This is a genomic window from Arthrobacter sp. GQ119, from assembly GCF_059759125.1.
The window spans coordinates 132,595-153,628 of the sequence record NZ_JCAXEA010000012.1 but is presented as its reverse complement, the minus strand read 5'-3'; the positions used below and the strand labels follow the sequence as shown (position 1 = coordinate 153,628).

Below are 21,034 nucleotides of genomic sequence, written 5' to 3'. Positions count from 1 at the left end.
CCCTCCACACCCCTCACCGCGGCTTCATCCTCCACCGCAGGTCTCGAACGCGCTCACTCGGCCGGCTCGATCAGTTCGGGCCCGTTGTTCCGGACGCTGTTCACCCGGGGACTGACAACCCTGGGCGTCAGGGTCGGCTCCGGCAGGGAGTCCAGCAAATGTTGAATGTCGTTCTTGTCGGTCAGATCCGGGTCGAGCCATTCAGCGAAGCGGTCCCTGGGGATGATGACTGGTGACCTGTCGTGGACGTGGCCCAGGGCGTCCTGCGTGGTCGTGGTCAGCACCGTGCAGCTGAGCAGCCAGCGCCCCGGGTCATCCTCGGGTAGAGATGGATCAGCCCACCACTCGTACAGGCCGGCAAAGCCCAGCAGCGGCTCCTTCTCCGAGTACAGGTAGTTGGGGATCTTCTTGCCGTCCTCGGTCTTCTGCCACTCGAAATATCCTTCGGCAGGGACCACTGCACGTCGCTTCACCGCGGCTTTCCGGAACGACGGCTTCTCCAGGATCGACTCGCTGCGGGCGTTGATCAGCTTGTTGCCGATCTTGATGTCCTTCGCCCAGGACGGCACCAGGCCCCAACGGGCAATGAGCAGATGCCGTTCAACGCTCCCTTCGTCCAGCCGTTCGGCCACGATGGGCACATCCTGTGTAGGCGCGACGTTCCAGCTCGGCGGGGGCGGAGAGCCCTCCACCTCCTTGGCATCGAAGTAGCTCAGAAGGTCTCCGGTGGCCTTGGACATCACGTATCTGCCGCACATGAGGCCATTCTGCCTGACGCGGCGCCAGTTGGTAGTGGAACTGCCCGGGGCGGCTACTCGACGTCCTGTGCGGCCCTTGGGTAGGCGCCCATTAGCGAGGCCGATATTACCCAGATCAGACCCACAGCGACCACTGCGGCTGTGCCCCCGAACCCTGTCGCTGAGGCGGCCAAAGCTGCACCGGCTGCAGAGGCGCTGGCGCGGAAACCTGCCGTGACTGTGAAAATCTGGGATTTGAGGTGCGGCGGGCTGAATTCATTGCGGAGGTGGAGCATAGCGGCCACACTGGGGGCCGTGAAGACGCCGGACAGGCCAATGGCTATGGCCGTCCAGATTATTCCGATATCGAGCGCTGCGCTGATCGTCAACAACCCTGTGGCAAGGAATCCTGCCATCATGAGGACGTGCGGCCTGCTGCGCGCAGGTCGCACGGTCTGGTAAAAGGCACCAAGGAGGCTGCCGGCGGCAAAGGACGTCACCAGGGCTGCACCTTCACCGGGCGAGCCGATCCTTTCGATCGAAAGTGCAATGGCCGCGATGGCCAGGCCGCCTTGGCCCAGTTGGGTCAGGGTCGAGGCTGCAGTCACAACCGCTAACGGACGGTGCAGGACGATCCGGCGCAGAGCCGCTTTGGCTGCCCGCCATGGCGTTACTTCCGCACGGGTGTGGGGGTGAAGCCGGACTGTGCGGACAGCCACTGAACCGACTGCCGCACTGACTGCCAGCAGCAGGAGAGCAGCCTTGGCTGGCATGAAGGCCACAATTAAGGCGACGGCGGCGGGGCCAGCTACGGCTGAGATGTTGTATGAGAGGGCATCGTAGGCGAAGGCCCGACGACCGCCAGGTATTGAATTGGCGACGAAGCTTGACAGACCCCCCATGTAAAAGGGGGCGGCTGTTCCGGCAGCAACCAGAAATGCCAAGGCAACAGGGACTGGTATCTCGCCGATAAAGGCGGATACCGCCAAAGCGACGGCGGTGATCACCCCGGAGGCTGCGATCCATGCGCCGGGGCGACGGGTTCTGTCCAGGGCAGCCCCCACCAGCGGTGCCGCGAGAACGCTCGGGCCCAGCGACGCTGCCACCAGCACACCGCCTACGGCGACGTCGTTCATCTGTTGCACAGCCAGAACCGGGAGCGCCACTACCGAACCGGCACTCGCCATTCTTGGTGGTACGGAAGCGGCGAGATAACGCAGCGCACTCATATTCTTACTGCCTTCGAAAGGATGTCGCCGCCCCTAGGGAGAAGGCATTGTTCCGAGCCTAATAAGTGCCGGCCCGGGCAGTCCATTCGCCGCATCCGCCACCACGACATGGAGCAGCAAAATGATGCTTGGCGCCACTTTTGAGGCGGCCGGAATACGGGCGCCGGCAGTTAGGCTGCGTTCGTCGCGGCGAAGATTGGCGAGGGCGGGCCCAAACCTGCCGGGCGCGCGCCCGGCAGAAAAGTGCTTCCCAAAGGGTTTCGCGTCGCGAAACGCCTCAGGCCGGATCTTGATTGTTGAACAATCAGTAGAAATCGGGCATGATGGGTAAACCATCCAATCTGAGACGGGGATCACAATGCCTTTCATCGACTTGAACAGTGACGTGGGAGAATCTTTCGGGAATTGGACCTTCGGCGAGGACGCCGCGATATTGGGCCACGTCTCCAGCGCCAACGTTGCCTGCGGCTTCCACGCGGGCGATCCCAGCACGATTGCCAGGACGTGCCGCGAAGCCGTGACCGCCGGAGTGACAATTGGTGCCCATGTTGGTTATCGGGATCTGGCCGGCTTCGGCCGACGCTTCCTCGACTGTTCGGCCAGTGAACTGGCCGATGACGTCCTCTACCAGCTGGGGGCGCTTCAGGCCATGGCCAGCGCAGCCGGCTCGGAGGTCAAATACGTCAAACCCCACGGAGCCCTATATAACGCGATCGTTCATCATGAGGTGCACGCCAAAGCCGTGGTCGACGCCGTGCACGCGTTTGGTCCCGGGCTGCCATTGCTTCTCTTGCCAGGCTCGGTCGCGCTTGCCGAAGCTGAACGGCGCGGGCTCCGTGCCGTGAGGGAGGCATTCGCGGACCGGGCCTACAACCCGGACGGCACATTGGTTTCACGGCGGGAAGCGGGTGCCTTACTGCACGACATTCACGCCATCACCGAGAATATGGTCCTCCTTGCGACCGAAGGAAAGATTGTTGCCCGCGACGGCTCCGTCCTGAGCATGGACGCGGAGAGCATCTGCGTCCACGGCGATACCGCCGGCGCCGTCGCCATGGCAGGCGCCGTCCGCCAAGGCTTGGAAGATGCAGGCGTCAGTATCAGGACATTCGCATGAGCATCGAAGGCATCCGTCAGGCAGGGCCCCGCGCACTCCTGGTTGAACTGACAGACCTCAATTCCGTGCTGGCGCTGCACGCCCGTCTGATCGCTGAACCCTTGCCGGGGCAGCTTGACGCCGTCGCCGCGGCAGCCACGGTGCTGCTCAAATTCGCTACGGCGACCGAAGCCAGGGCCGCGTGGGCCGCCGTCCCGCAGTTGGACCTCGCTTCGGCCGGCCGCGGCAGGGGCCGAGAGGTAACAATCGAAGTGGTGTACGACGGCGAAGACCTGCCAGAGGTGGGTCGGCTAACGGGCCTGGGTGTCGATGGCGTCGTGGCCGCTCACACCGGCCAGTGCTGGACCGCGGCCTTCGGTGGCTTCGCGCCGGGATTCACCTACCTTGCGGGCGAAGACGGCCGGCTGGCTGTGCCCCGGCGCAGTTCTCCCCGCACCGCGGTCCCAGCCGGTTCCGTTGCCCTGGGAGGCGAATTCTCCGCCGTCTATCCCCGCCAGTCGCCGGGCGGCTGGCAGCTGATCGGGCATACGACGGCCGTTATGTGGGACCTTGGCCGTGTATCCCCGGCGCTGGTACGTCCTGGAGACACCGTGCGGTACGTTGCCGTGCGCCAGGCCATCGACCTTTCCGCTCCCGGGGCGCGCAAAATCCTGGATTGCACACAGGCGGCAGAGTCTGACGTGGCAGCAGAGTCCGAGCGCGGAGGCCTCCTGGTGGAGGCCCCGGGCCTGCAGTCACTCATCCAGGATCTCGGCAGACCCGGACTCGGCGATCTGGGCGTGTCGGCGGCAGGATCTGCTGATCAACAGTCGGCACGGCAAGCCAACCGACTGGTGGGCAACCAGGCAACTTCAGCCGTCTTTGAGAACGTTCTTGGAGGCCTGGCACTGCGCGCCATCGGTGACCAAGTACTCGCCGTCACCGGCGCCCCGGCGCCCCTGACTATTTCTGCTGGCGGGGCTCTGGCGCCCGGAGCAGCTGGCTTTTCATCGCCTACCACCACGCGTCACCCTTCCGTGTGTGCCCCGTTCGCCCTTCTCGACGGCGAGGTGCTGAGTCTGGGGGTGCCGAAGACCGGGCTGCGAAGCTATGTCGCTGTTCGGGGTGGAGTGGACGTTCCACCGGTTCTCGGCAGCCGTTCCACTGACTCGATGTCCGGCGTAGGACCCGCTCCGCTAAACGTCGGCACGCGGCTGCCGGTGGGCCCCGTGCCTCCCTTCCAGCTGGTTGGATCGCCCGAATCCTCGACGCTCCGCCTGGACGGAACCCACGCCCGTCTGCGCGTCACGCTCGGACCACGTGACGATTGGTTCGACAACAGCGCCGTGCAAACGCTCACCGGCCAGGACTGGGTTGTCACCGAACAGTCCAATCGCATCGGCCTGCGGCTGGCGCCCCGCAGCGGCACCGGCAACGGGAAGGTCCTGGAACGCAGCCGCGGCGGCGAGCTGCCAAGCGAAGGCGCCGTGGCCGGTTCGCTCCAGGTCCCGCCCAGCGGAGAACCCGTCCTCTTCCTTGCAGACCATCCGGTTACGGGTGGGTATCCGGTGATTGCCGTCGTCATACCTGAGGACCTCCCCACAGCCGCGCAACTGCCGCCGGGCCACCGCGTGCGCTTTACCGTGGTGGACCCCCAGAGCCTTGAACCCCTCGCAGCCCCCACCAGCCCTGACTCCGGCGATGCCGGCCCCGCCCCCGAAGGAAACCCGTCATGAAAAAAGTCCTGATTGCCAACCGCGGCGAGATCGCGGTGCGGATCGCCCGCGCCTGCTCCGACGCCGGGCTGCAGTCCGTGGCCGTGTACTCCGACCCGGACGCTGACGCCCTGCATGTCCGGGTCGCGGACGAGGCCTACGCACTCGGCGGAACATCCGGCGCCGAGACCTATCTCGACATCGCCAAGCTGCTTGGCGTGGCCCGCCGTGCCGGTGCCGACGCCGTCCACCCCGGATACGGATTCCTCTCCGAGAACGCCGACTTTGCCGAGGCGGTCATCGACGCCGGCCTGACGTGGATCGGCCCCTCCGCCCAGTCCATCCGGGATCTCGGCAACAAGGTGACAGCACGGGACATCGCCGTCCGCGCCGGAGCCCCGCTGGTGCCGGGCAGCGACGGTCCGGTGGCCAACGCCGAGGAAGTGCTGGCGTTCGCCCAGGAATACGGCCTGCCGGTGGCCATCAAGGCCGCTTTCGGCGGAGGCGGCCGGGGACTCAAGGTGGCCCGGAGGCTCGAGGACGTGGAAGACGCGTTCGAGTCGGCCGTGCGCGAATCAACCGTCGCGTTCGGCCGCGGTGAGTGCTTCGTTGAGCGATTCCTCGACCAGCCCAGGCACGTCGAGGCCCAGATTATCGCCGACACCCATGGCAACGTGGTGGTTCTCGGCACCCGCGACTGCTCGCTGCAGCGCCGCAACCAAAAGCTCGTCGAGGAAGCACCGGCCCCGTTCCTCACGCCCGAGCAGCGCTCCCTGATCCACGAGTCGGCCAAAGCCATCTGCCGGGAGGCCGACTACCACGGGGCCGGGACCGTCGAATTCCTCGTGGGCAAGGACGGGATCATCTCCTTCCTGGAGGTCAACACCCGTCTGCAGGTGGAGCACCCCGTGACGGAGGAGACGTCCGGCGTGGACCTGGTCCGCGAGCAGTTCCGGATTGCTTCGGGCGAAGTCCTGACGCTGACCTTGGACCCTGAGCCCAAGGGCCATGCCTTCGAGTTCCGGCTCAACGCCGAGGACCCGGCGCGGGGCTTCCTCCCGGGCCCCGGCACCGTTGAGGTCTTTGAAGCCCCCACCGGCCCGGGTATCCGCGTCGACTCCGGCGTCCGTTCCGGTTCCGTGGTCCCGGGCGAGTACGACTCCCTGCTGGCCAAGCTGATCGTCCACGGCGAGGACAGGCCGCAGGCACTCCGCCGTGCCAGGGCCGCGCTGGACGAGATGCGAATCCAGGGGCTGCCCACCGTCCTGCCGTTCCACCGTGCCGTGGTCCGCCACCCGGCGTTCACAGCGGAGGACGGCCTGGGCGTCCACACCACCTGGATTGAGAACGAGTTTGCCGAACCCCTGGCGGCATCGCCGGAAATCGCGCGCAGCGCACCTGGTGCCGCCCGGAACACCATCACGGTGGAGCTGGACGGCAAGGCCGTCCAGCTGGGCCTTCCGGCCCGCCTTTACGAAGCCCTGATGAGCGGCCGGGGAGGTTCCGCCGGTCACCACTCGACTGACGCAGAAGCAGAGGACGACGCCGACCTCGCCTCGCCGATGTCCGGCTCGCTCGTGAAGTGGCTCGCCGAGACCGGCGACACCGTGCAGGCCGGACAGCCCATCGCCGTGCTCGAGGCGATGAAGATGGAAACCGTCGTGCCCGCCCACCGCAGCGGCACCCTGACGCGGGGCCAGCAGGCGCCGGGAACCGCCGTCGGACGTGGAGAAGTCCTGGCCAGCATCGGGTAGGCCCGGCGAGCATCGGGTAGAAGGGCCAATCTTTAGATAGATTGGAACGATGCCGATGAATGCTGCACTTCAGGGATTCGCCGAGGGCGGCCACGCCACCCACGCCCATACGGGCGCCTGGGTTGCCGGAGTGCTGCGTTCGCGCATCTCCGCCGGGCAACTGCCGCCGGGGACCAAGCTGTCCGAGCAGAAGCTGTCGGAGGCGCTTGGTGTCTCCCGGAACACCCTGCGCGAGGCGTTTACGGTCCTTGCGGGCGAGTCCGTGGTGCAGCGCATTCCGAACCGGGGCGTTTATGTTGCAGCGCCGGGGGCCGAGGACGTCCGGGAAATCTACCGGGTGAGGCGGCTGATCGAGCCCGCCGCCGTCCTGTGGGGTGAGGCCTCTGCCGAGGCGCTGGACAGCTTCGATGCCATCATCGCCAGGGCGCGGGAAGCGAAGGCCGCAAATTCCGTGCAGGGCATGGCGGACGCCAACCAGGAGCTGCACAAGGCCCTGGTGGGCCTCTCCGGGAGTGCTTCACTGCAGGAGCTGATGGAAAAGGTCCTGGCCGAAATGCGCCTGGTGTTCCATGCCATGGCCACCACGCCGGACTTCCACAGCCATTATGTGGAGCGGAACGTCGCTCTGGTGGCGCAGATCCGTGCCGGGAAGCGCGAGGAGGCAGCCGCCGAGCTTCGCCGGTACCTTGACGCTGCCGAGCACGAACTTCTGGTACACATCGGCGCCGTTCCCGCCGAGTCCGCTGAGTCCGCCGAGCCGGCCGTTCCCGCCGAGCCCGAAGCCAGCGCGACGCAGGCCACTTCCTAACAAGCCACAAGCCAGCGCCGCGGGTCTCAGGACCCGCGGCGCTGGCTTGTGGCAGGCAGCTTACGGCACCAGGTACGAGCTGTCCTTGGCATCGCTGATGAGCATGTGCCCCGGTGCATGCCCGATGGCCAGCGCGGGCCGGGACTCCATGACGGCGGCCTGTGGAGTGACGCCGCACGCCCAGAACACGGGGATGTTGCCGGCCGGGATGTCGACGGGGTCGCCGAAGTCGGGCCTGGAAAGGTCCGAAATTCCCAGTTCCGCCGGGTTCCCTATATGCACCGGGGCTCCGTGCACGGCCGGGTAACGGGAGGTGACGCGCACGGCGTCGGCCACCTGTGAGGCCGGGATGGGGCGCATGGAGACCACGAGGGGCCCGGCCATGGCGCCGGCCGGTTCGCAGCGGACCGAGGTCCGGTACATCGGCACGTTCACTCCCTGGTCGATGTGCGCCACTCTGATGCCGTTCTCCTGCAGCGCGGCTTCGAACGTGAAGCTGCAGCCCACGATGAATGTCACCAGGTCATCGCGCCAGTGGCCGATGATGTCGGTTGGTTCGTCCACCTTCACGCCGTTTTCGTACACGGCGTACTTGGGCACATCGGTGCGCACGTCACCGCCGGCGAGCAGGGCGCCGCTGGTTTCACCGGCGTCGAGCACTCCGAGGATGGGGCACGGTTTCGGGTTCCGCTGCGCAAACAGCAGGACGTCGAATGCCTGCGCTTTGGGCACGATGATCAGGTTCGCTTGCGCGTAGCCGGCGCTCCACCCGGAGGTTGGCGTCACCAGCCCGGTGCGGAACAGCGCCCGTGCCTCGGCCGGCGGGAGTGTTGCCGGATTATCGGGAAGAACGACGGCGGCAGGGGAGTTTGCGGGGATGGTCACCTTAGCCTCCTACACCCAGAGCTTGGAGAGGCCGGCGAGCGAGTTCCAGCCGAGGAAGAGAGTCAGCAGCCACGCCAGGACACCGATGATCAGGAGTCCCTTCGGGTACGCATAGCCGTGCAGAAGATCCCGGCGGCGCCAGGCCACCCAGAGCAGGACGGCGAAACCGACCGGAAGGATGAGCCCGTTGAACGCGCCCGCGAAGATCAGCAGCTGCTGCGGCGGCTGGCCGATCAGGAGGTAGGCCACGGCGCAGACGGCGATGAACGCCACGGTGATCAGGTTGCGCTTGCGTTCCGGCGTGGTGGATTTGGTCACGAAGGAGACCGAGGTGAAGGCCGCGCCGATCACGGAGGTGATGGAGGCTGCCCAGAGGATGACGCCGAACATGCGCAGGCCGATTTCGCCGGCGGCAGCTTCAAAGGCGGAGGCGGCCAGGTTGTTGTTGGCGAGGGTCACTCCGCCGGCCACCACGCCCAGGATGGCGAGGAAGAGCAGGATGCGCATGACGCAGGTGACGATGATGCCAAGGATGGAACTGCGGGTGATTTCCTTTACATGGCGGACGCCTGTGGCACCGGAGTCCAGCATGCGGTGGGCGCCGGCGTAGGTGATGTAGCCGCCAATAGTGCCGCCGATCAGGGTGGTAATGACCAGGAAGTCGACTTCCTCCGGGAGCACGGTGTTCTTCAGTGCTTCTCCGAGCGGAGGGGCGGAGACGATGGCTACGTACAGCGTCATGAGGATCATGACTGCGCCGAGGATCACGACGATCTTGTCCAGGGCCAGCCCGGCCTTCTTGCTGAGGAAGATGAGGATGGCAATGACTGCGGAGATGGCGCCGCCGAGCTTGGGATCCAGGCCCATCATGGCGTTGGTGCCCAGGCCAGTGCCGGCGATGTTGCCGACGTTGAAGACGAGGCCGCCGGCAAACACGAGCGCGGCGAGGAACCAGCCGACGCCGGGAAGGACGTGGTTGCCCAGCTCTTGGGCGCGCATTCCGGAGACACCGATGACGCGCCAGACGTTGGTCTGCACGGCGATGTCGACGAGGATCGATACGAGGATGGCGAAGGCAAAGGCAGCCCCGAGCTGAACTGTGAAGGCGGCCGTCTGCGTGATGAACCCAGGCCCGATGGCGCTGGTCGCCATGAGGAACATGGCGCCGAGCAAAGCGGAGCGGCGGGCGCTGCTCGTCTTAATCTTGATGTGGGTGTCCGTGGTTTCCATGAGTCCGTCCAGGAGGAGTGGGTGACTGGCGTCACAATGGGTTGTCACCGATCACTCTACCGACTGTTGAACAATCTAAGCAAGATGTTGTTGAACAATTATTGTGGAATTGTCTTAGCGGGCACGAATCCGCCCTCGTTGATGGCGTATGCCTACAAGTGGCAATCCCCGGTTGTCCATAGGTCTTTGGGCATCGGTGAGCCCTGGGAAGTGCCTGACCGCAAATGTCTCAGCACTCATTCGGCTTCCTCAACGAGAACTCGAGGCCGCACATGGAACACGCCTGGACGCGGCCCAGACAGCAGCGCCCGTCCATCGCAATTTTCGGCGCTTGAAGGCGTGCTGACAAGACCCCGCGTTGGCCCATGAAGGATGCCCGCGTAGCTGTGTGTCCACCGCATGTTCTCGCCCGTGCGGCACTGTGAGCCATGGAGACTGGCGCTGGGATCTCGCCCGCAAGGCTTGCGCTGGTACTGCGGCCTGCCAGAATCCGGGCTCCCTGGCCTACGCGGGCAATGCTGGGGACCTGTTCTAAACGAGTGTGAAGAGGCGTGGTGAACGGAAGCATTCGTTCGAGCACTGGCAGTGAGCAGGAAGCACTTTCAGGCCCTTTGGTTGGGCCTAGGCAAGCCGGGGCCCGAATCACCGGGAAAGAGCTCGCTCTCGGACAACGAGATGTATGTTCCCGTTGGGACTTGCCCGGGACCGGGCAATTCCCAATGCATTCCTTTATGCCGTGGTGTAGACGCCTGCCTTGTTCCGCAGGCTCGCTTCTCCGCTACCAGGATCCTCTTCTTCACGGCTTTTCTCCTGACCATTCCGCTTCGGTTCGGCCTTAGTGGAGCAGTGCCAACATCCGGTGCGGGCTGCCTACACGGCCTCAGATTGTTGAACAATCTCTGTTGTTGAACAATCTACGCTTCCTTAAACGCCCCGTCAATAGGGCCTGGCCTGATCTTCCCCTACGCGAATCGCTTCCCACCGCCATCGGGAAGCGTCGGGTCCTTGCTGCCAGTGGTATTGCACCGGACTCAGGCCTTTGAGCTTTGTGGAGATTCTTTCGTTGCTGTACCAGCGGATGTATTCATGGAGCACATCCGCGCTGCTCCTCAGACAACGAACTGCCCTTAAAATACAACTGCTCCCCGTAAGTCAGAACTGAATTTTCAGTCCAACTTTCGGGGAGCAGTTCGAAACCTAACGGTCCCGGATCTCTAGGAAATTAGAGAGCCTGGATGTTGACGGCCTGGGGACCCTTGGGGCCCTGCTCGGTTTCGAAGGAAACCTTCTGGTTCTCTTCGAGGGAGCGGAAGCCGGAGGAAGCGATCGCGGAGTAGTGTGCGAAAACGTCCTGCGAGGAGTCGTCCGGGGAGATGAAGCCGAAGCCCTTTTCAGCGTTAAACCATTTGACGGTGCCAGTAGCCATTATTTTTGTCCTTCGTGAAGGTGGAGGAAAAGTCCCGACTTTCGGGTCCTCCGGCGTGGGGTGTTCAAAACCGCTACTTCAGAAGAACGCGGACTTTCGACCGCGCGTACTGCCTGAACTACCAAATACAAACACAACAACGGTCTCCACACTACACGGCTTTTCGGAAGCGTGTTAATCGCACCCCTCCCCCGTGCCGCAGTAAAGCAATATCGTGAAGCTGCAAGCAGTCGGGCCCCGCGCGGGCCGCGATCCGGAAGAAGAAGCCATGCAGATGCCCAAACCGTCAGAAGCGGACAAGGAGCACTTCCGCTCCGTCATGCCAACGGACCCCGAGGTCGTGGTGAAGCCGATGTTCGGCAACCTTGGCGCCTTCGTCAACGGGAACATGTTCGCCGGGCTCTTTGGCCCCACCATCGGCGTGCGCCTCTCGGAGGCCGACCGGGCCGAGCTGGAGGCGGCCGAGCGGACCGTTCCGTTTGGGCCGGAGGAGCGCCCGATGGGCGGCTATACCGGACTGCCTGAAGTCTGGAACGCCGAAGGCGAGGGCGACGAGGCCCGGGAAAAGGCCTGGGTTGCGAAGGCCTACGCCTATGTTGCGGGGCTGCCGCCCAAGGAGCCGAAGGCGTCCAAGCCGCGTTCGGCGAAGAAGTAGCCGCCCGCCGCCCTGCCGTTCAAGCGGAAAGCAGCCCCCGCCGTCGTCCCTTGATTCCCGAGGGTCCGCTCTCTAAAATTAGAGAATATAGTTTTAGAAGGTGTGCCATGGAAACAGCACGAACGGCCTCCGAGCAAACAGGCGGCGGTTGAGATGGACTGGCAGGGCTGGGCACTGTTCGGCCTGCTCGCCACCGCGGCCCTGACCGTGGTGATGATCGCCGCCCAGATGGCAGGCTGGACGCGGCTGGATCTGCCCCTGGTCCTTGGCACGCTTGTCACCCCTGACCCGGACAAGGCGCGGGTGGCCGGTTTCTTCATCCACCTCGTGGCGGGGCAGGTGTTCGCCCTCGGCTATGCGGCGGTTTTCGCGCTGCTGGGCAGGGCCACGTGGTGGATCGGGGCCCTGCTGGGACTCCTGCACGTTGCCGTGGCGCTGACCGTCATTCTGCCCCTGCTGCCGGGCATCCATCCGAGGATGGCCACCACCCGGGCCGGCCCGTCCAGCCGCGCGGCCCTGGAGCCTCCGGGCCTGCTGGCCCTGAACTACGGCATCCAGACGCCGGCGGTGGCCGTCGCGGCCCACGTGGTCTACGGCTCGCTGCTCGGCCTGCTCCTCACGGTCTACTGATTCGCCGAACTCGGAAGAAGGTGCACGCATAATGGACGCCGCCGCAACGCCCGCCCTGTCCGACTACGGGCTGCTGGGTGACACGCGCACGGCTGCCCTGGTCTCGGCCGACGGGAGCATCGACTGGCTCTGCGCGCCCACCTTCGACGGTGAACCGGTCTTTGGTGCCCTGCTCGGCGGCCCGGAAGCGGGAACCTTCCGGGCCGGTCCCGCACTGCCTTCCCGGCCCCGCATCCGCCGCTACCGCGAGCACACGGCCACCCTCGAGACGGTGTGGGCCACGGTTGGCGGCACGCTCTCGCTGACCGAGGCCATGGTCGCGGAGGTCTCGGGGCGGCTGCTGCCCACCACTCTCCTCATCCGGCGGCTGGCCGCCGAGGGAGCACCGGCGGAGGCCGTCGTCGGGCTTAACCCCCGCCTCGGCGAGGGCCACCGCCGTCCCCGCGTCCGGCCGGGCGGGCACCTGGTCTGTGAATGGGGCCCGCTGGCCCTGTCGCTCGGCTGCAGCGGCGGGCTGAGGATCACGCCGGGTACGACGGCGGCAATCACCGTTGTGCCCGGCCGCCCTGTTGTGCTCGTGCTCGCCCTGGCCTACGCGGAGCCGCTGATCTGGGTGGACCCCGAATCCGCCTGGGACCTGGTGGAAGCCGACGAATCCCGCTGGCGGGACTGGGCGGCAGGCTTCAGCCAGGACATGCCGTTCCGCGAACCGGTCCTGCGGAGCCTGCTGACGCTGAAACTGCTGACGTATTCCCCCTCTGGCGCACCGGTCGCGGCACCCACCACGTCGCTGCCCGAGGACCCCGGCGGCGTACGGAACTGGGACTACAGGTACGCCTGGCCCCGGGATGCCAGCATCGGCATCGGCGCTTTCCTCGGTGTGGGCAAAGACAGCGAGGCCCTGAATTTCCTGAACTGGCTGCTGCATGCCAGCAGGCTGGAGCGGCCCCGGCTTCCGGCCCTGCTGACGTTGACGGGCGGGCATGTCCCCCGCGAGCGCACCATGGAGGACTGGCCCGGCTACCGTGGCAGCACTCCGGTGAGGGTGGGCAACGGGGCCGCGCACCAGCATCAGCTGGACGGCTACGGCTGGGTCCTCGACGCCGCCTGGAACCTTGTGCGGCAGGGGCACCCGCTGAATTCGGAGACGTGGCGCGCGATGCGGGGCTTTGCCGACCTCGTGGCACGGCGCTGGCCGGAGCCGGACGCCGGCATCTGGGAGATCCGCGCCGATGCTGCACAGCACGTGCACTCCAAGGTGATGGGCTGGCTCGCCCTGGACCAGGCTCTCCGCATCGCCCGGACCCACCCGGTCAGCCGGCGTCGGCAGCGGAGGTGGGAAGCAGCGAGGAACCGCCTCGCCGCCGAGGTCAGGACCCGCGGCTTCGATCCTGCCAAGAACACCTACACCCGCTCCTACGGATCCGGGGACCTCGACTCGGCGCTGCTCATCCTCCCCGTGACCGGCTTCGAGGAACCGGGCTCGGCACGTCTGCGGGGAACCGTGGACGCTGTGCGGGCGGAGCTGTCGGCGGGTTACCCCTTCCTCTACCGTTACCCGCCCGGCCAGGACGGGCTGCCCGGGGACGAGGGCGCCTTCCTGCCCTGCTCGTTCTGGCTCGCCCAGGCTCTCGCCCTGACGGGACGTGCATCAGAAGCCGCGGAACTGTTCAAAGCCCTCCTGGACATAGCCGGTCCGCTGGGACTGTTCAGCGAGGAGATCGATCCTGCCACCGGGGCCTTTCTCGGAAACTACCCGCAGGCGCTCACGCACGCCGCGCTGGTTCAGGCGGCCCTGGCCCTGCGCGATGCCGCGGAGGGGCTGGCCGCCGTCGAAGGTGCTGCTGACAGGCGCCGGGGCTTCCGGCCGCAGTAATCGCAAGCTTGTTGAACCCGGGCCACAGAAAAATGTCCTCCACGCCCTTTAGAGTGAACTGACAGGACGAGAGCGGCAACATCACGGGAACCAGATGGACTACTACGCAATCAACGCCCTGCGTGAGAACCATGCAGGCTGGTCCCTGCTGCGAGCCCAAAACGCCCCGCTCGCCGTGTCATTTTTCATGGCGGCCTTCACCGGGCCTAATCAGCGCAACCTCGGGCGGCAGCAGCTCATCGACAGCCTGGACGACGTCCTGTTCGGCCTGCGGGACGCCTATGGGGAAGAGAAGTTCCCGCGGCAGGCGCCGGAATACCTCGATGACTGGGCGGCACCCGAAAGAGCGTGGCTCCGGAAGTACTACGTTCAAGGCCAGGATGAGCCCCGCTACGACCTCACCGCCGCCGCTGAGGACGTGGTCCGCTGGGTGGAGAGCCTGCGCGGGCGGGACTTCGTGGCCACCCAGTCCCGGCTCACCAGCATCTTCGCCGTTCTCAAGCAGCTCGTCCAGCAGTCCGAAACGGATCCCAAGGTACGGCTCAGCGAACTGCAGCGCCAGCGTGACGCCATAGACGCCGAAATGGAGCGCATCCGCGGCGGCAACATCAGGGTCATGACCGCCCCGGAAGCACTTGACCATTTCCAGCAGCTGACAACACTGGCCAAGGACCTCCTCTCGGACTTCCGCGAGGTCGAACAGAACTTCCGCAAGCTGGACCGCCAGGTCCGCGAGCAGATCGCCACCTGGAACGGCACGCAGGGCGAGCTCCTGGAATCAATTTTCGCCAACCAGCAGGACATCAGCAGTTCCCTGCAGGGCCGGACGTTCCAGGGCTTCTGGGATTACCTGATGTCCCCGCAGCTGCGCACCGAACTTCGGGAGCTGCTGGAGCGCGCCACTCAGATCGAAGCCCTCGCCCGGATGGACAACCTTCACGCCGTCACCAACCTCCACCAGGACTGGCTGCCCGCCGTCGAGCAGACCCAGGGAACCGTCCGCCAGCTGTCCCAGCAGATGCGCCGGCTGCTCGACGACAAGGTGTTCCTGGAAAACAAGCGCATCATGCAGCTCATCCGGAGCGTCGAGTCCGGCGCCCTCGCTACCCGGGAGCAGCCTCCGACGGGCGACTTCATGGCCATCGCGGCACCCTCCGTAGATATCGTCCTGCCCTTCGAACGTCCGCTGTACGAGCCAAGCCGAAAGGTCATGGTGGACGACGACGTCGTTACCGCCGACGACGCGGACGTGGATGCCGGTGCCCTGTTCAGCCAGTTCCACGTGGACAAGGAGCGCCTCAAAGCCAACATCGACGCCGTGCTGGCCGAGGCGGAGCAGGCCACCCTGACGGAGGTCACCACCGCCTACCCCCTTTCCCAGGGCCTGGCCGAAATCGTGGCGTACTACCAGCTGGCCACGGAATCAGACTGGGCGAGCATCAACCCGGACGCAACGCAACAGATCTCCTGGCAGCTGCCGGACGGCAGCATCCGCGAAGCAACCATCGAGCAGATCATCTTCGGAAGGCCCGCATGAACCCCGTCGAAGACGCGAACACGACAACGGAGGCCCGGACGCCCGAGGAACTTCCCGGCATCGTCACCCGGCTTTTCAAAGGCGTGCTCTACGCCGAAGGGGATGAGAAGCTCTGGCAGTCGCTGCTGGGCCTGTCCTCCCAGGTCAGGGACTACGTGTCTGTGCTGGGGCTGGACCTGATCCTGGACGAATCCGAAGGCTACGCATTCCTGAAGTCGCGCGAGGACCCGGACGGCACACTCCCCCGGCTGATCCCCCGTCGGCAGCTGACCTTCAACGTCAGCCTGCTGCTGGCCCTCCTGCGCGGCCGGATGCTGGAGTTCGACACCAACAGCAGCGAGCTCCGGCTCATCATGACCGAGCAGGACATCGCCGACATGGTGGCAGTTTTCCTGCCCGAATCAAGCAACGAGGCCAGAATCATGGACCGCCTCGCCACCGACATCAAGAAGGTGGTGGAACTCGGATTCCTGCGAAAACTCCGCGGCCAGCCCGGCACCTATGAAGTGGCCCGCATCCTGAAGGCGTTCGTGGACGCCCAGTGGCTCGAGGAGTTCGACGCGCGGCTGTCGGACTACCGCGCAACGCTTTCGGGAACAGGGCTCGCCGGAACACCGCCCGCCGCGGCTGCTTCCTCCGGCACAGCGGCAAGGGAGGCGGAAAGCAAATGAGCACCGAGCTGCAGGACGCCCTCTTCAGCCTGGAAGAAAAAGCGAACGACGCCGGAACTCCCCCCGGTTTCCGCCTGCACCGTTTGGAGCTGCTGAACTGGGGCACCTTCCACCAGGGCGTGCGGACCTTCCGGCTGGACGGCGCCAACAGCCTCCTCACAGGCGACATCGGCTCTGGAAAATCTACCGTCGTGGACGCCATCACCACGCTGCTGCTGCCCGCCAACCGGATCGAGTACAACAAGGCCGCGGGCGCGCAAAGGAAGGAACGCTCGCTGATGTCCTATGTCCGGGGCTTCCACAAGAGCACACGCAGCACCGGCGGTGAATACTCCAAACCGGTGGCGCTGCGTGGGACCGGCGCCCTTACCGTGGTGCTCGCTGTCTTCCACAACGCCGTGCTGGACAAGTCGGTCACGTTGGCCATCACCCTCTGGGCCACCCAGGAGGCGGGCCAGCCCAGCCGCTTCTACTCGCTGGCCGAGGCGGATCAGTCCATCGCGGCGGACTTCTCGCACTTCGGCCAGGATCCGACAAAGCTGAAGAGGAAACTCCGCGAATCCGGCGCTGCTGTCCATGACACCTTTGAGCCCTACGCCGCGGCCTTCAAGCGGCAGTTCGGCATCAGCGGCAACCAGGCCATGGAGCTCTTCCACCGCACGGTGTCCATGAAGCAGGTGGAGAACATCACCTCCTTCGTAAGGACCAACATGCTGGAGGAGGACAACGTCGGCGAGCGCATCGGCAACCTCATCCACCACTTCGATGACCTGAAAAAGGCCCACGACGCCGTGCTTCGCGCCAAGGACCAGATCGCCCTCCTGACGCCGATCCGGGACGGCGCCGCCCAGCACGCTCGGTTGAGCGGCGAGGACGAGCTGGCCCGCCGGCAGCGGGACCAGCTGCATCCCTGGTTCACGGACCGGAAGCTGCGGCTTAGCCTGGAGCACCAGTCGGAATTGGAACGGACGGGGGCAAGGCTTCAGGAAGACAGCGGCAAACTCCGCACCGAGATCACCGGAATGCGGCACGAGCTGTCCGCCGTCCAAGAGGACATCCGCACCAACGGCGGCGGCCGGCTCGCCGCGATCGACGCCGACGTGGCACGGCTCTCCGTGGAGTCCCGGACCCAGCGGCAGCGCTTCGACACCTATGCTGCCGCTGCAAAGGACTTGGGTCTGCGGCCACCGGAGGACCGCGTTCTCTTCGACGCCAACCGCGCCCGCCTCGGCGAGGTCGAAGCGCAGCTCGGCATCCAGTCCGACGAGCTGCAGGAAGCCCGCACCGGGCTGACCATCACCCGCACTGAGCAGACCGCCCGGCTGACCGAAATCGGCGCCGAACTGCGCAGCCTGCAGTCCCGCCCGAACCTGCTGCCGCTCCCCCAGCTGGAACTCCGCCGTCGGCTGTGCGACGGAACCGGAATCCAGGAGGCCGCGCTGCCCTACGCCGGCGAACTGCTGCGGGTCCGTGACGGCGAGGGGGCGTGGGAGGGCGCCGCGGAACGGACGCTGCACGGATTCGCGCTGTCACTGCTGGTGCCGGCCGAGCACTACGCCGCGGTGAGCAGCTGGGTGGATGCCAACAACCTGCGCGGCCGGCTGGTCTACCTGAAGATCGCGGAATCCCCGGCGCCGCGGGCGGCCGAAGCGGGCACGCTCGCTGCCAAGATCGCCATCAAGCCGGGCACGCCGTTCCGCGACTTCCTGCTGGATGAACTCGCCACCCGGTTCGACCATGTCTGCTGCAACACCCTCGAGGACTTCCGCCGCTATCCCAAGGCACTGACCGTCAACGGGCAGCTCAAGGGCGGCCGCGGCCGGCATGAAAAGGACGATCGGCGGGAGCTGGCGGACCGGCGCAACTATGTGCTCGGCTGGGACAACCACGACAAGATCAGCCGTTTCCTCGCCGAGCAGGACGAGGTCAAGGGCCAGCTCGGAGTCACGCAGGCGCAGCTGAAAAAGGTTGACACGTCCCTTGGGGATCTGGGGAGGCAGAACCAGCAGCTCGGCACCGTGCGGTCCGTGGCGGACTTCGCCGAGATCAGCTGGCAGCTCACCGCCCGTCGGATCGAGGAGCTCAAGGCGGAGAAGCTCGAGCTGGAGACCGCCAGCGACGTGCTGAAACAGCTGACGGCCAAGGAGTCCGCCGTCTCGGCAGAGCTGGACCGGCTGGAGGAAAAGGCCGGGAGACTTCAGCAGCGGATCGGTTCCAACGAGAAGGACGCCAAGGACATCGTGGAAACGATCGCCGAATGCCGCGGCATTCTCACGGAGACTCCACTGACGGACGACGGCGGGGTGCTGGCCGCCGTCGAACAGCTCACCGCCGCTGCGCTCGGTGACAAGGCACTGACGTACAAGAACACCGGCACGGTGGAGAGCTCGGTCCGCTCGGGACTGACTGACACGATCGATGCGCTGTCGAAGCGCATTGCCAGGGCTGCCGAGAGCACCATCCGGCTGATGGCCGACTTCCGCAACAAGTACCCGAACGAGACCACCGATATAGACGCCGCCCTCGAGGCCGCGCCCGACTACAACCGGCTGCTGGAGCAGCTGGTCAGCAACGACCTGCCCCGCTTCGAGGAGCACTTCAAGGAGTCGCTGAACCAGAACACCATCCACGAGGTGGTGGCGTTCAACGCGTTCCTGGACAGCCGGCGGCAGGACATCGTGAACCGGATCGGCGAGATCAACCAGTCGCTGGCAGGGATCGTGTACAACCCGGGCCGGCACATCCAGCTGGAGCACCAGAACACCTCCGACCAGGACGTGCGCGAGTTCGGCGTTGATCTGCGGGCCTGCTCGGAGGGGACCATCGGCGACGAGGACCAGTACTCGGAGCAGAAGTACCTGCAGGTGGAGCGGCTGATCGAGCGCTTCCGCGGCCGCGAGGGCCTGACCACGCTGGATGAGCGGTGGACGGCCAAGGTCACGGATGTGCGGAACTGGTTTACGTTCTCGGCGTCGGAGAAGTGGACCGAGACCGGTGAGGAGTTTGAGCACTTCACGGACTCGGGCGGCAAGTCCGGCGGCCAGAAGGAGAAGCTGGCATACACGATCCTTGCCGCGGCGCTGGCGTTCCAGTTCGGGCTGGCCGGCTCCCCTGGCGCGGGTGCGGGCGCATCCAAAAAGGCGGGCAGCGGCCGGAGTTTCCGGTTCGTGGTGATCGACGAAGCGTTCGGACGCGGGTCCGATGAGTCCGCACGGTACGGCCTGCAGCTGTTCCAGCGCATGAACCTTCAGCTGCTGATCGTCACGCCGCTGCAGAAGATCCATGTGATCGAGCCCTTCGTCTCTCACGTCGGGTTCGTGGCGAACACCACTGGCGACGATTCCCAGCTGCGCAACATGACCATCCAGGAGTACCGGGACGAACGGGACCGGCGTGTCTAAGCAGCGTCCTCAGGGCCCCGAACCGAGCTTGCGGGGCCTGGGAAGGGACCTCCGCGCTGAGGCTCCAGAAAAGTGGACCACGCTTGCCTCACTACGTGCCCAGTCGCTGAAGGTCTGGAGCAGCGGGGCGCTGCTGCGCGAACTGCTGGAACCCACGGACGCCTATCCCCGCCGTCGTGCTTTGAAACGCCCGACGGCGGGCGAACTGTTGAGCGATTACGCGGCGGCCCGCAGCTGGGCCGCTGAGCTGTCCGGCAGTGTTGGGCACTACCGCCTGGAGACGGTCGACGTCGGGCGGAACACCATCGGCTCCAACCGGCTTCCGTCCGCGGCGGTTTTCGAGACGGCGGCGGATGAGCTCGCCTTCGCCGGCAAGGCCAGGGAAGCCGTGCGGTTTCGCGGGCTGGCCGGGGAGATGGCAGGCCTGGACGCATCGGCCGCTGCGGCATTGCGAGGCTGGGCGCTGAAGCGCCCGCTGCTGCTCCTGGAACTGGGAGAAGATGCGCTGACTGCGGCGCAGGTGGCGCTGTGGTTGCGGGACAATCCATCGCCGGGGATCTACCTGAGGCAGCTGGGCCTGCCCGGCGTGCACACGAAATTCATCGAGGCCCACCGGCGGGTCATCGACGAGATGGCGGCGATGCTGCGGCTTGGTTCCGAGGATCCACAGGCGGACCCGGCGGGCGATGCGCCGGTGACGAAGGAGGCTGCGGACACTGCGGATGTGGCCCTGGCTGGTCCGGCTGGGCGCACATCTGCCGCGCGTTTCGCCATGCGCCATGGCTTCTTGCATCCGCCCGAGCTCGTCCGGTTCCGCCTCCTGGACCCCGCAATGCATGCCCTTGGCGGCGCCCGGGACATCATGGTGACAGCCGAGGCGTTCAGCACGCTGCAGCTGCCCGTGCACACCGTGATCGCGACCGAAAACCAGGTCAACTTCCTCGCTCTGCCCGAACGGCCGGGAACGCTCGCCCTCTACGGCGGCGGGTACGGCTTTTCTTCCCTTCGCGACGCCGATTGGCTGCGGGACTGCGAAGTCCTGTACTGGGGCGACCTGGATACCCACGGCTTCCGCATCCTGGACCAGCTTCGGGCCGTGCACCCTCACGTGCTGAGTGTCCTGATGGACGAGGCGACTCTGCTGGCACACCGGGATGTCTGGGGCAGCGAGCCGTCTCCGTCGACGGCTGTGCTGAGCAGGCTGACGGGTCAGGAAGCCGCGCTCTACGCAGCGCTGCGCGACGACAACTTCGGATCGGCCGTCCGTCTCGAACAGGAGCTGATCCGGTGGGACTGGGCGCTGGAACGACTTGCTGGTTGAGCCCGTCCGAAACCAAGCCAGGCAATTAACATTCTTCTCCCTTGATCTGGAACAGTGCCGAGC

The 21,034-nt window shown here is 65.9% G+C and carries 16 protein-coding genes and 1 pseudogene; 11 read left to right on the top strand and 6 right to left on the bottom strand.

Features of this window, described 5'->3' with window-relative positions; all coding sequences use genetic code 11:
• Window positions 1-53: 53 nt before the first annotated feature.
• Window positions 54-758 (bottom strand): SOS response-associated peptidase, encoded by a 705-nt coding sequence (locus AC6CH3_RS12915; RefSeq protein ID WP_498132815.1) that lies wholly within the window; start codon window positions 756-758, stop codon window positions 54-56.
• Window positions 759-811: 53 nt separating this feature from the next.
• Window positions 812-1,966, bottom strand: a complete 1,155-nt coding sequence (locus AC6CH3_RS12910) for an MFS transporter (protein WP_498132814.1) — start codon at window positions 1,964-1,966, stop codon at window positions 812-814.
• Between the two features lie 358 nt (window positions 1,967-2,324).
• On the opposite strand from AC6CH3_RS12910, the gene AC6CH3_RS12905 reads away from it, so the two are divergent.
• Genes AC6CH3_RS12905 through AC6CH3_RS12890 form a run of 4 tightly spaced genes read left to right on the top strand, consistent with a single transcriptional unit; the run spans window position 2,325 to window position 7,339 of the window.
• On the top strand, window positions 2,325-3,083 hold the full coding sequence (locus tag AC6CH3_RS12905; protein WP_498132813.1) for a LamB/YcsF family protein: 759 nt from the start codon (window positions 2,325-2,327) through the stop codon (window positions 3,081-3,083).
• Window positions 3,080-4,798 (top strand): 5-oxoprolinase subunit B/C family protein, encoded by a 1,719-nt coding sequence (locus AC6CH3_RS12900; protein WP_498132812.1) that lies wholly within the window; start codon window positions 3,080-3,082, stop codon window positions 4,796-4,798. Before AC6CH3_RS12905 ends, AC6CH3_RS12900 begins: the two co-directional genes overlap by 4 nt.
• Window positions 4,795-6,531, top strand: a complete 1,737-nt coding sequence (locus AC6CH3_RS12895; RefSeq protein ID WP_498132811.1) for an acetyl/propionyl/methylcrotonyl-CoA carboxylase subunit alpha — start codon at window positions 4,795-4,797, stop codon at window positions 6,529-6,531. The genes AC6CH3_RS12900 and AC6CH3_RS12895 overlap by 4 nt, the downstream gene beginning before the upstream one ends.
• 49 nt (window positions 6,532-6,580) lie before the next feature.
• Window positions 6,581-7,339, top strand: a complete 759-nt coding sequence (locus AC6CH3_RS12890) for a GntR family transcriptional regulator (protein WP_498132810.1) — start codon at window positions 6,581-6,583, stop codon at window positions 7,337-7,339.
• Window positions 7,340-7,399: 60 nt separating this feature from the next.
• On the opposite strand, the gene AC6CH3_RS12885 is transcribed toward AC6CH3_RS12890, so the two are convergent.
• The 4 genes and pseudogenes from AC6CH3_RS12885 to AC6CH3_RS12870 form a co-directional block, all read right to left on the bottom strand.
• A complete protein-coding gene (locus AC6CH3_RS12885; RefSeq protein WP_498132829.1) occupies window positions 7,400-8,218 on the bottom strand; it encodes a putative hydro-lyase in 819 nt (272 codons plus the stop codon).
• A gap of 15 nt (window positions 8,219-8,233) precedes the next feature.
• Window positions 8,234-9,454 carry an NRAMP family divalent metal transporter gene (locus AC6CH3_RS12880; RefSeq protein ID WP_498132809.1) on the bottom strand — a complete coding sequence of 407 codons (1,221 nt, stop codon included), beginning with the start codon at window positions 9,452-9,454 and terminating at the stop codon, window positions 8,234-8,236.
• A 1,008-nt stretch (window positions 9,455-10,462) separates the two neighbouring features.
• Window positions 10,463-10,549 (bottom strand): annotated as a pseudogene (locus AC6CH3_RS12875) (IS3 family transposase); the annotation flags it as partial.
• A 127-nt stretch (window positions 10,550-10,676) separates the two neighbouring features.
• Entirely contained in the window at window positions 10,677-10,880 is a 204-nt protein-coding gene (locus AC6CH3_RS12870) for a cold-shock protein (RefSeq protein WP_024365339.1), read from the bottom strand.
• Window positions 10,881-11,148: 268 nt separating this feature from the next.
• On the opposite strand from AC6CH3_RS12870, the gene AC6CH3_RS12865 reads away from it, so the two are divergent.
• From AC6CH3_RS12865 to AC6CH3_RS12835, 7 genes are all read left to right on the top strand, one after another.
• Complete coding sequence (locus AC6CH3_RS12865) at window positions 11,149-11,535, top strand: TfoX/Sxy family protein (RefSeq protein WP_498132828.1); 387 nt, start codon at window positions 11,149-11,151, stop codon at window positions 11,533-11,535.
• Between the two features lie 102 nt (window positions 11,536-11,637).
• Entirely contained in the window at window positions 11,638-12,165 is a 528-nt protein-coding gene (locus tag AC6CH3_RS12860; RefSeq protein ID WP_498132808.1) for a hypothetical protein, read from the top strand.
• A gap of 31 nt (window positions 12,166-12,196) precedes the next feature.
• Window positions 12,197-14,041 carry a glycoside hydrolase family 15 protein gene (locus AC6CH3_RS12855; RefSeq protein WP_498132807.1) on the top strand — a complete coding sequence of 615 codons (1,845 nt, stop codon included), beginning with the start codon at window positions 12,197-12,199 and terminating at the stop codon, window positions 14,039-14,041.
• A 94-nt stretch (window positions 14,042-14,135) separates the two neighbouring features.
• The gene (locus AC6CH3_RS12850) at window positions 14,136-15,578 is read left to right on the top strand and encodes a DUF3375 domain-containing protein (RefSeq protein WP_498132806.1); all 1,443 of its coding nucleotides are present in this window, start codon (window positions 14,136-14,138) and stop codon (window positions 15,576-15,578) included.
• Window positions 15,575-16,249 (top strand): DUF4194 domain-containing protein, encoded by a 675-nt coding sequence (locus AC6CH3_RS12845; RefSeq protein ID WP_498132805.1) that lies wholly within the window; start codon window positions 15,575-15,577, stop codon window positions 16,247-16,249. The genes AC6CH3_RS12850 and AC6CH3_RS12845 overlap by 4 nt, the downstream gene beginning before the upstream one ends.
• Entirely contained in the window at window positions 16,246-19,650 is a 3,405-nt protein-coding gene (locus tag AC6CH3_RS12840; protein WP_498132804.1) for an ATP-binding protein, read from the top strand. The genes AC6CH3_RS12845 and AC6CH3_RS12840 overlap by 4 nt, the downstream gene beginning before the upstream one ends.
• Window positions 19,643-20,971, top strand: a complete 1,329-nt coding sequence (locus AC6CH3_RS12835) for a Wadjet anti-phage system protein JetD domain-containing protein (RefSeq protein WP_498132803.1) — start codon at window positions 19,643-19,645, stop codon at window positions 20,969-20,971. The genes AC6CH3_RS12840 and AC6CH3_RS12835 overlap by 8 nt, the downstream gene beginning before the upstream one ends.
• Window positions 20,972-21,034: the final 63 nt, after the last annotated feature.

Bases quoted from the DNA above. Each gene is read 5' to 3' on its own strand.
- AC6CH3_RS12900 (WP_498132812.1), top strand. From the start codon at position 3,080: ATGAGCATCGAAGGCATCCGTCAGGCAGGGCCCCGCGCACTCCTGGTT.
- AC6CH3_RS12895 (WP_498132811.1), top strand. From the start codon at position 4,795: ATGAAAAAAGTCCTGATTGCCAACCGCGGCGAGATCGCGGTGCGGATC.
- AC6CH3_RS12855 (WP_498132807.1), top strand. From the start codon at position 12,197: ATGGACGCCGCCGCAACGCCCGCCCTGTCCGACTACGGGCTGCTGGGT.
- AC6CH3_RS12880 (WP_498132809.1), bottom strand. From the start codon at position 9,454: ATGGAAACCACGGACACCCACATCAAGATTAAGACGAGCAGCGCCCGC.
- AC6CH3_RS12865 (WP_498132828.1), top strand. From the start codon at position 11,149: ATGCAGATGCCCAAACCGTCAGAAGCGGACAAGGAGCACTTCCGCTCC.
- AC6CH3_RS12840 (WP_498132804.1), top strand. From the start codon at position 16,246: ATGAGCACCGAGCTGCAGGACGCCCTCTTCAGCCTGGAAGAAAAAGCG.
- AC6CH3_RS12905 (WP_498132813.1), top strand. From the start codon at position 2,325: ATGCCTTTCATCGACTTGAACAGTGACGTGGGAGAATCTTTCGGGAAT.
- AC6CH3_RS12870 (WP_024365339.1), bottom strand. From the start codon at position 10,880: ATGGCTACTGGCACCGTCAAATGGTTTAACGCTGAAAAGGGCTTCGGC.
- AC6CH3_RS12915 (WP_498132815.1), bottom strand. From the start codon at position 758: ATGTGCGGCAGATACGTGATGTCCAAGGCCACCGGAGACCTTCTGAGC.
- AC6CH3_RS12845 (WP_498132805.1), top strand. From the start codon at position 15,575: ATGAACCCCGTCGAAGACGCGAACACGACAACGGAGGCCCGGACGCCC.
- AC6CH3_RS12850 (WP_498132806.1), top strand. From the start codon at position 14,136: ATGGACTACTACGCAATCAACGCCCTGCGTGAGAACCATGCAGGCTGG.
- AC6CH3_RS12910 (WP_498132814.1), bottom strand. From the start codon at position 1,966: ATGAGTGCGCTGCGTTATCTCGCCGCTTCCGTACCACCAAGAATGGCG.
- AC6CH3_RS12890 (WP_498132810.1), top strand. From the start codon at position 6,581: ATGCCGATGAATGCTGCACTTCAGGGATTCGCCGAGGGCGGCCACGCC.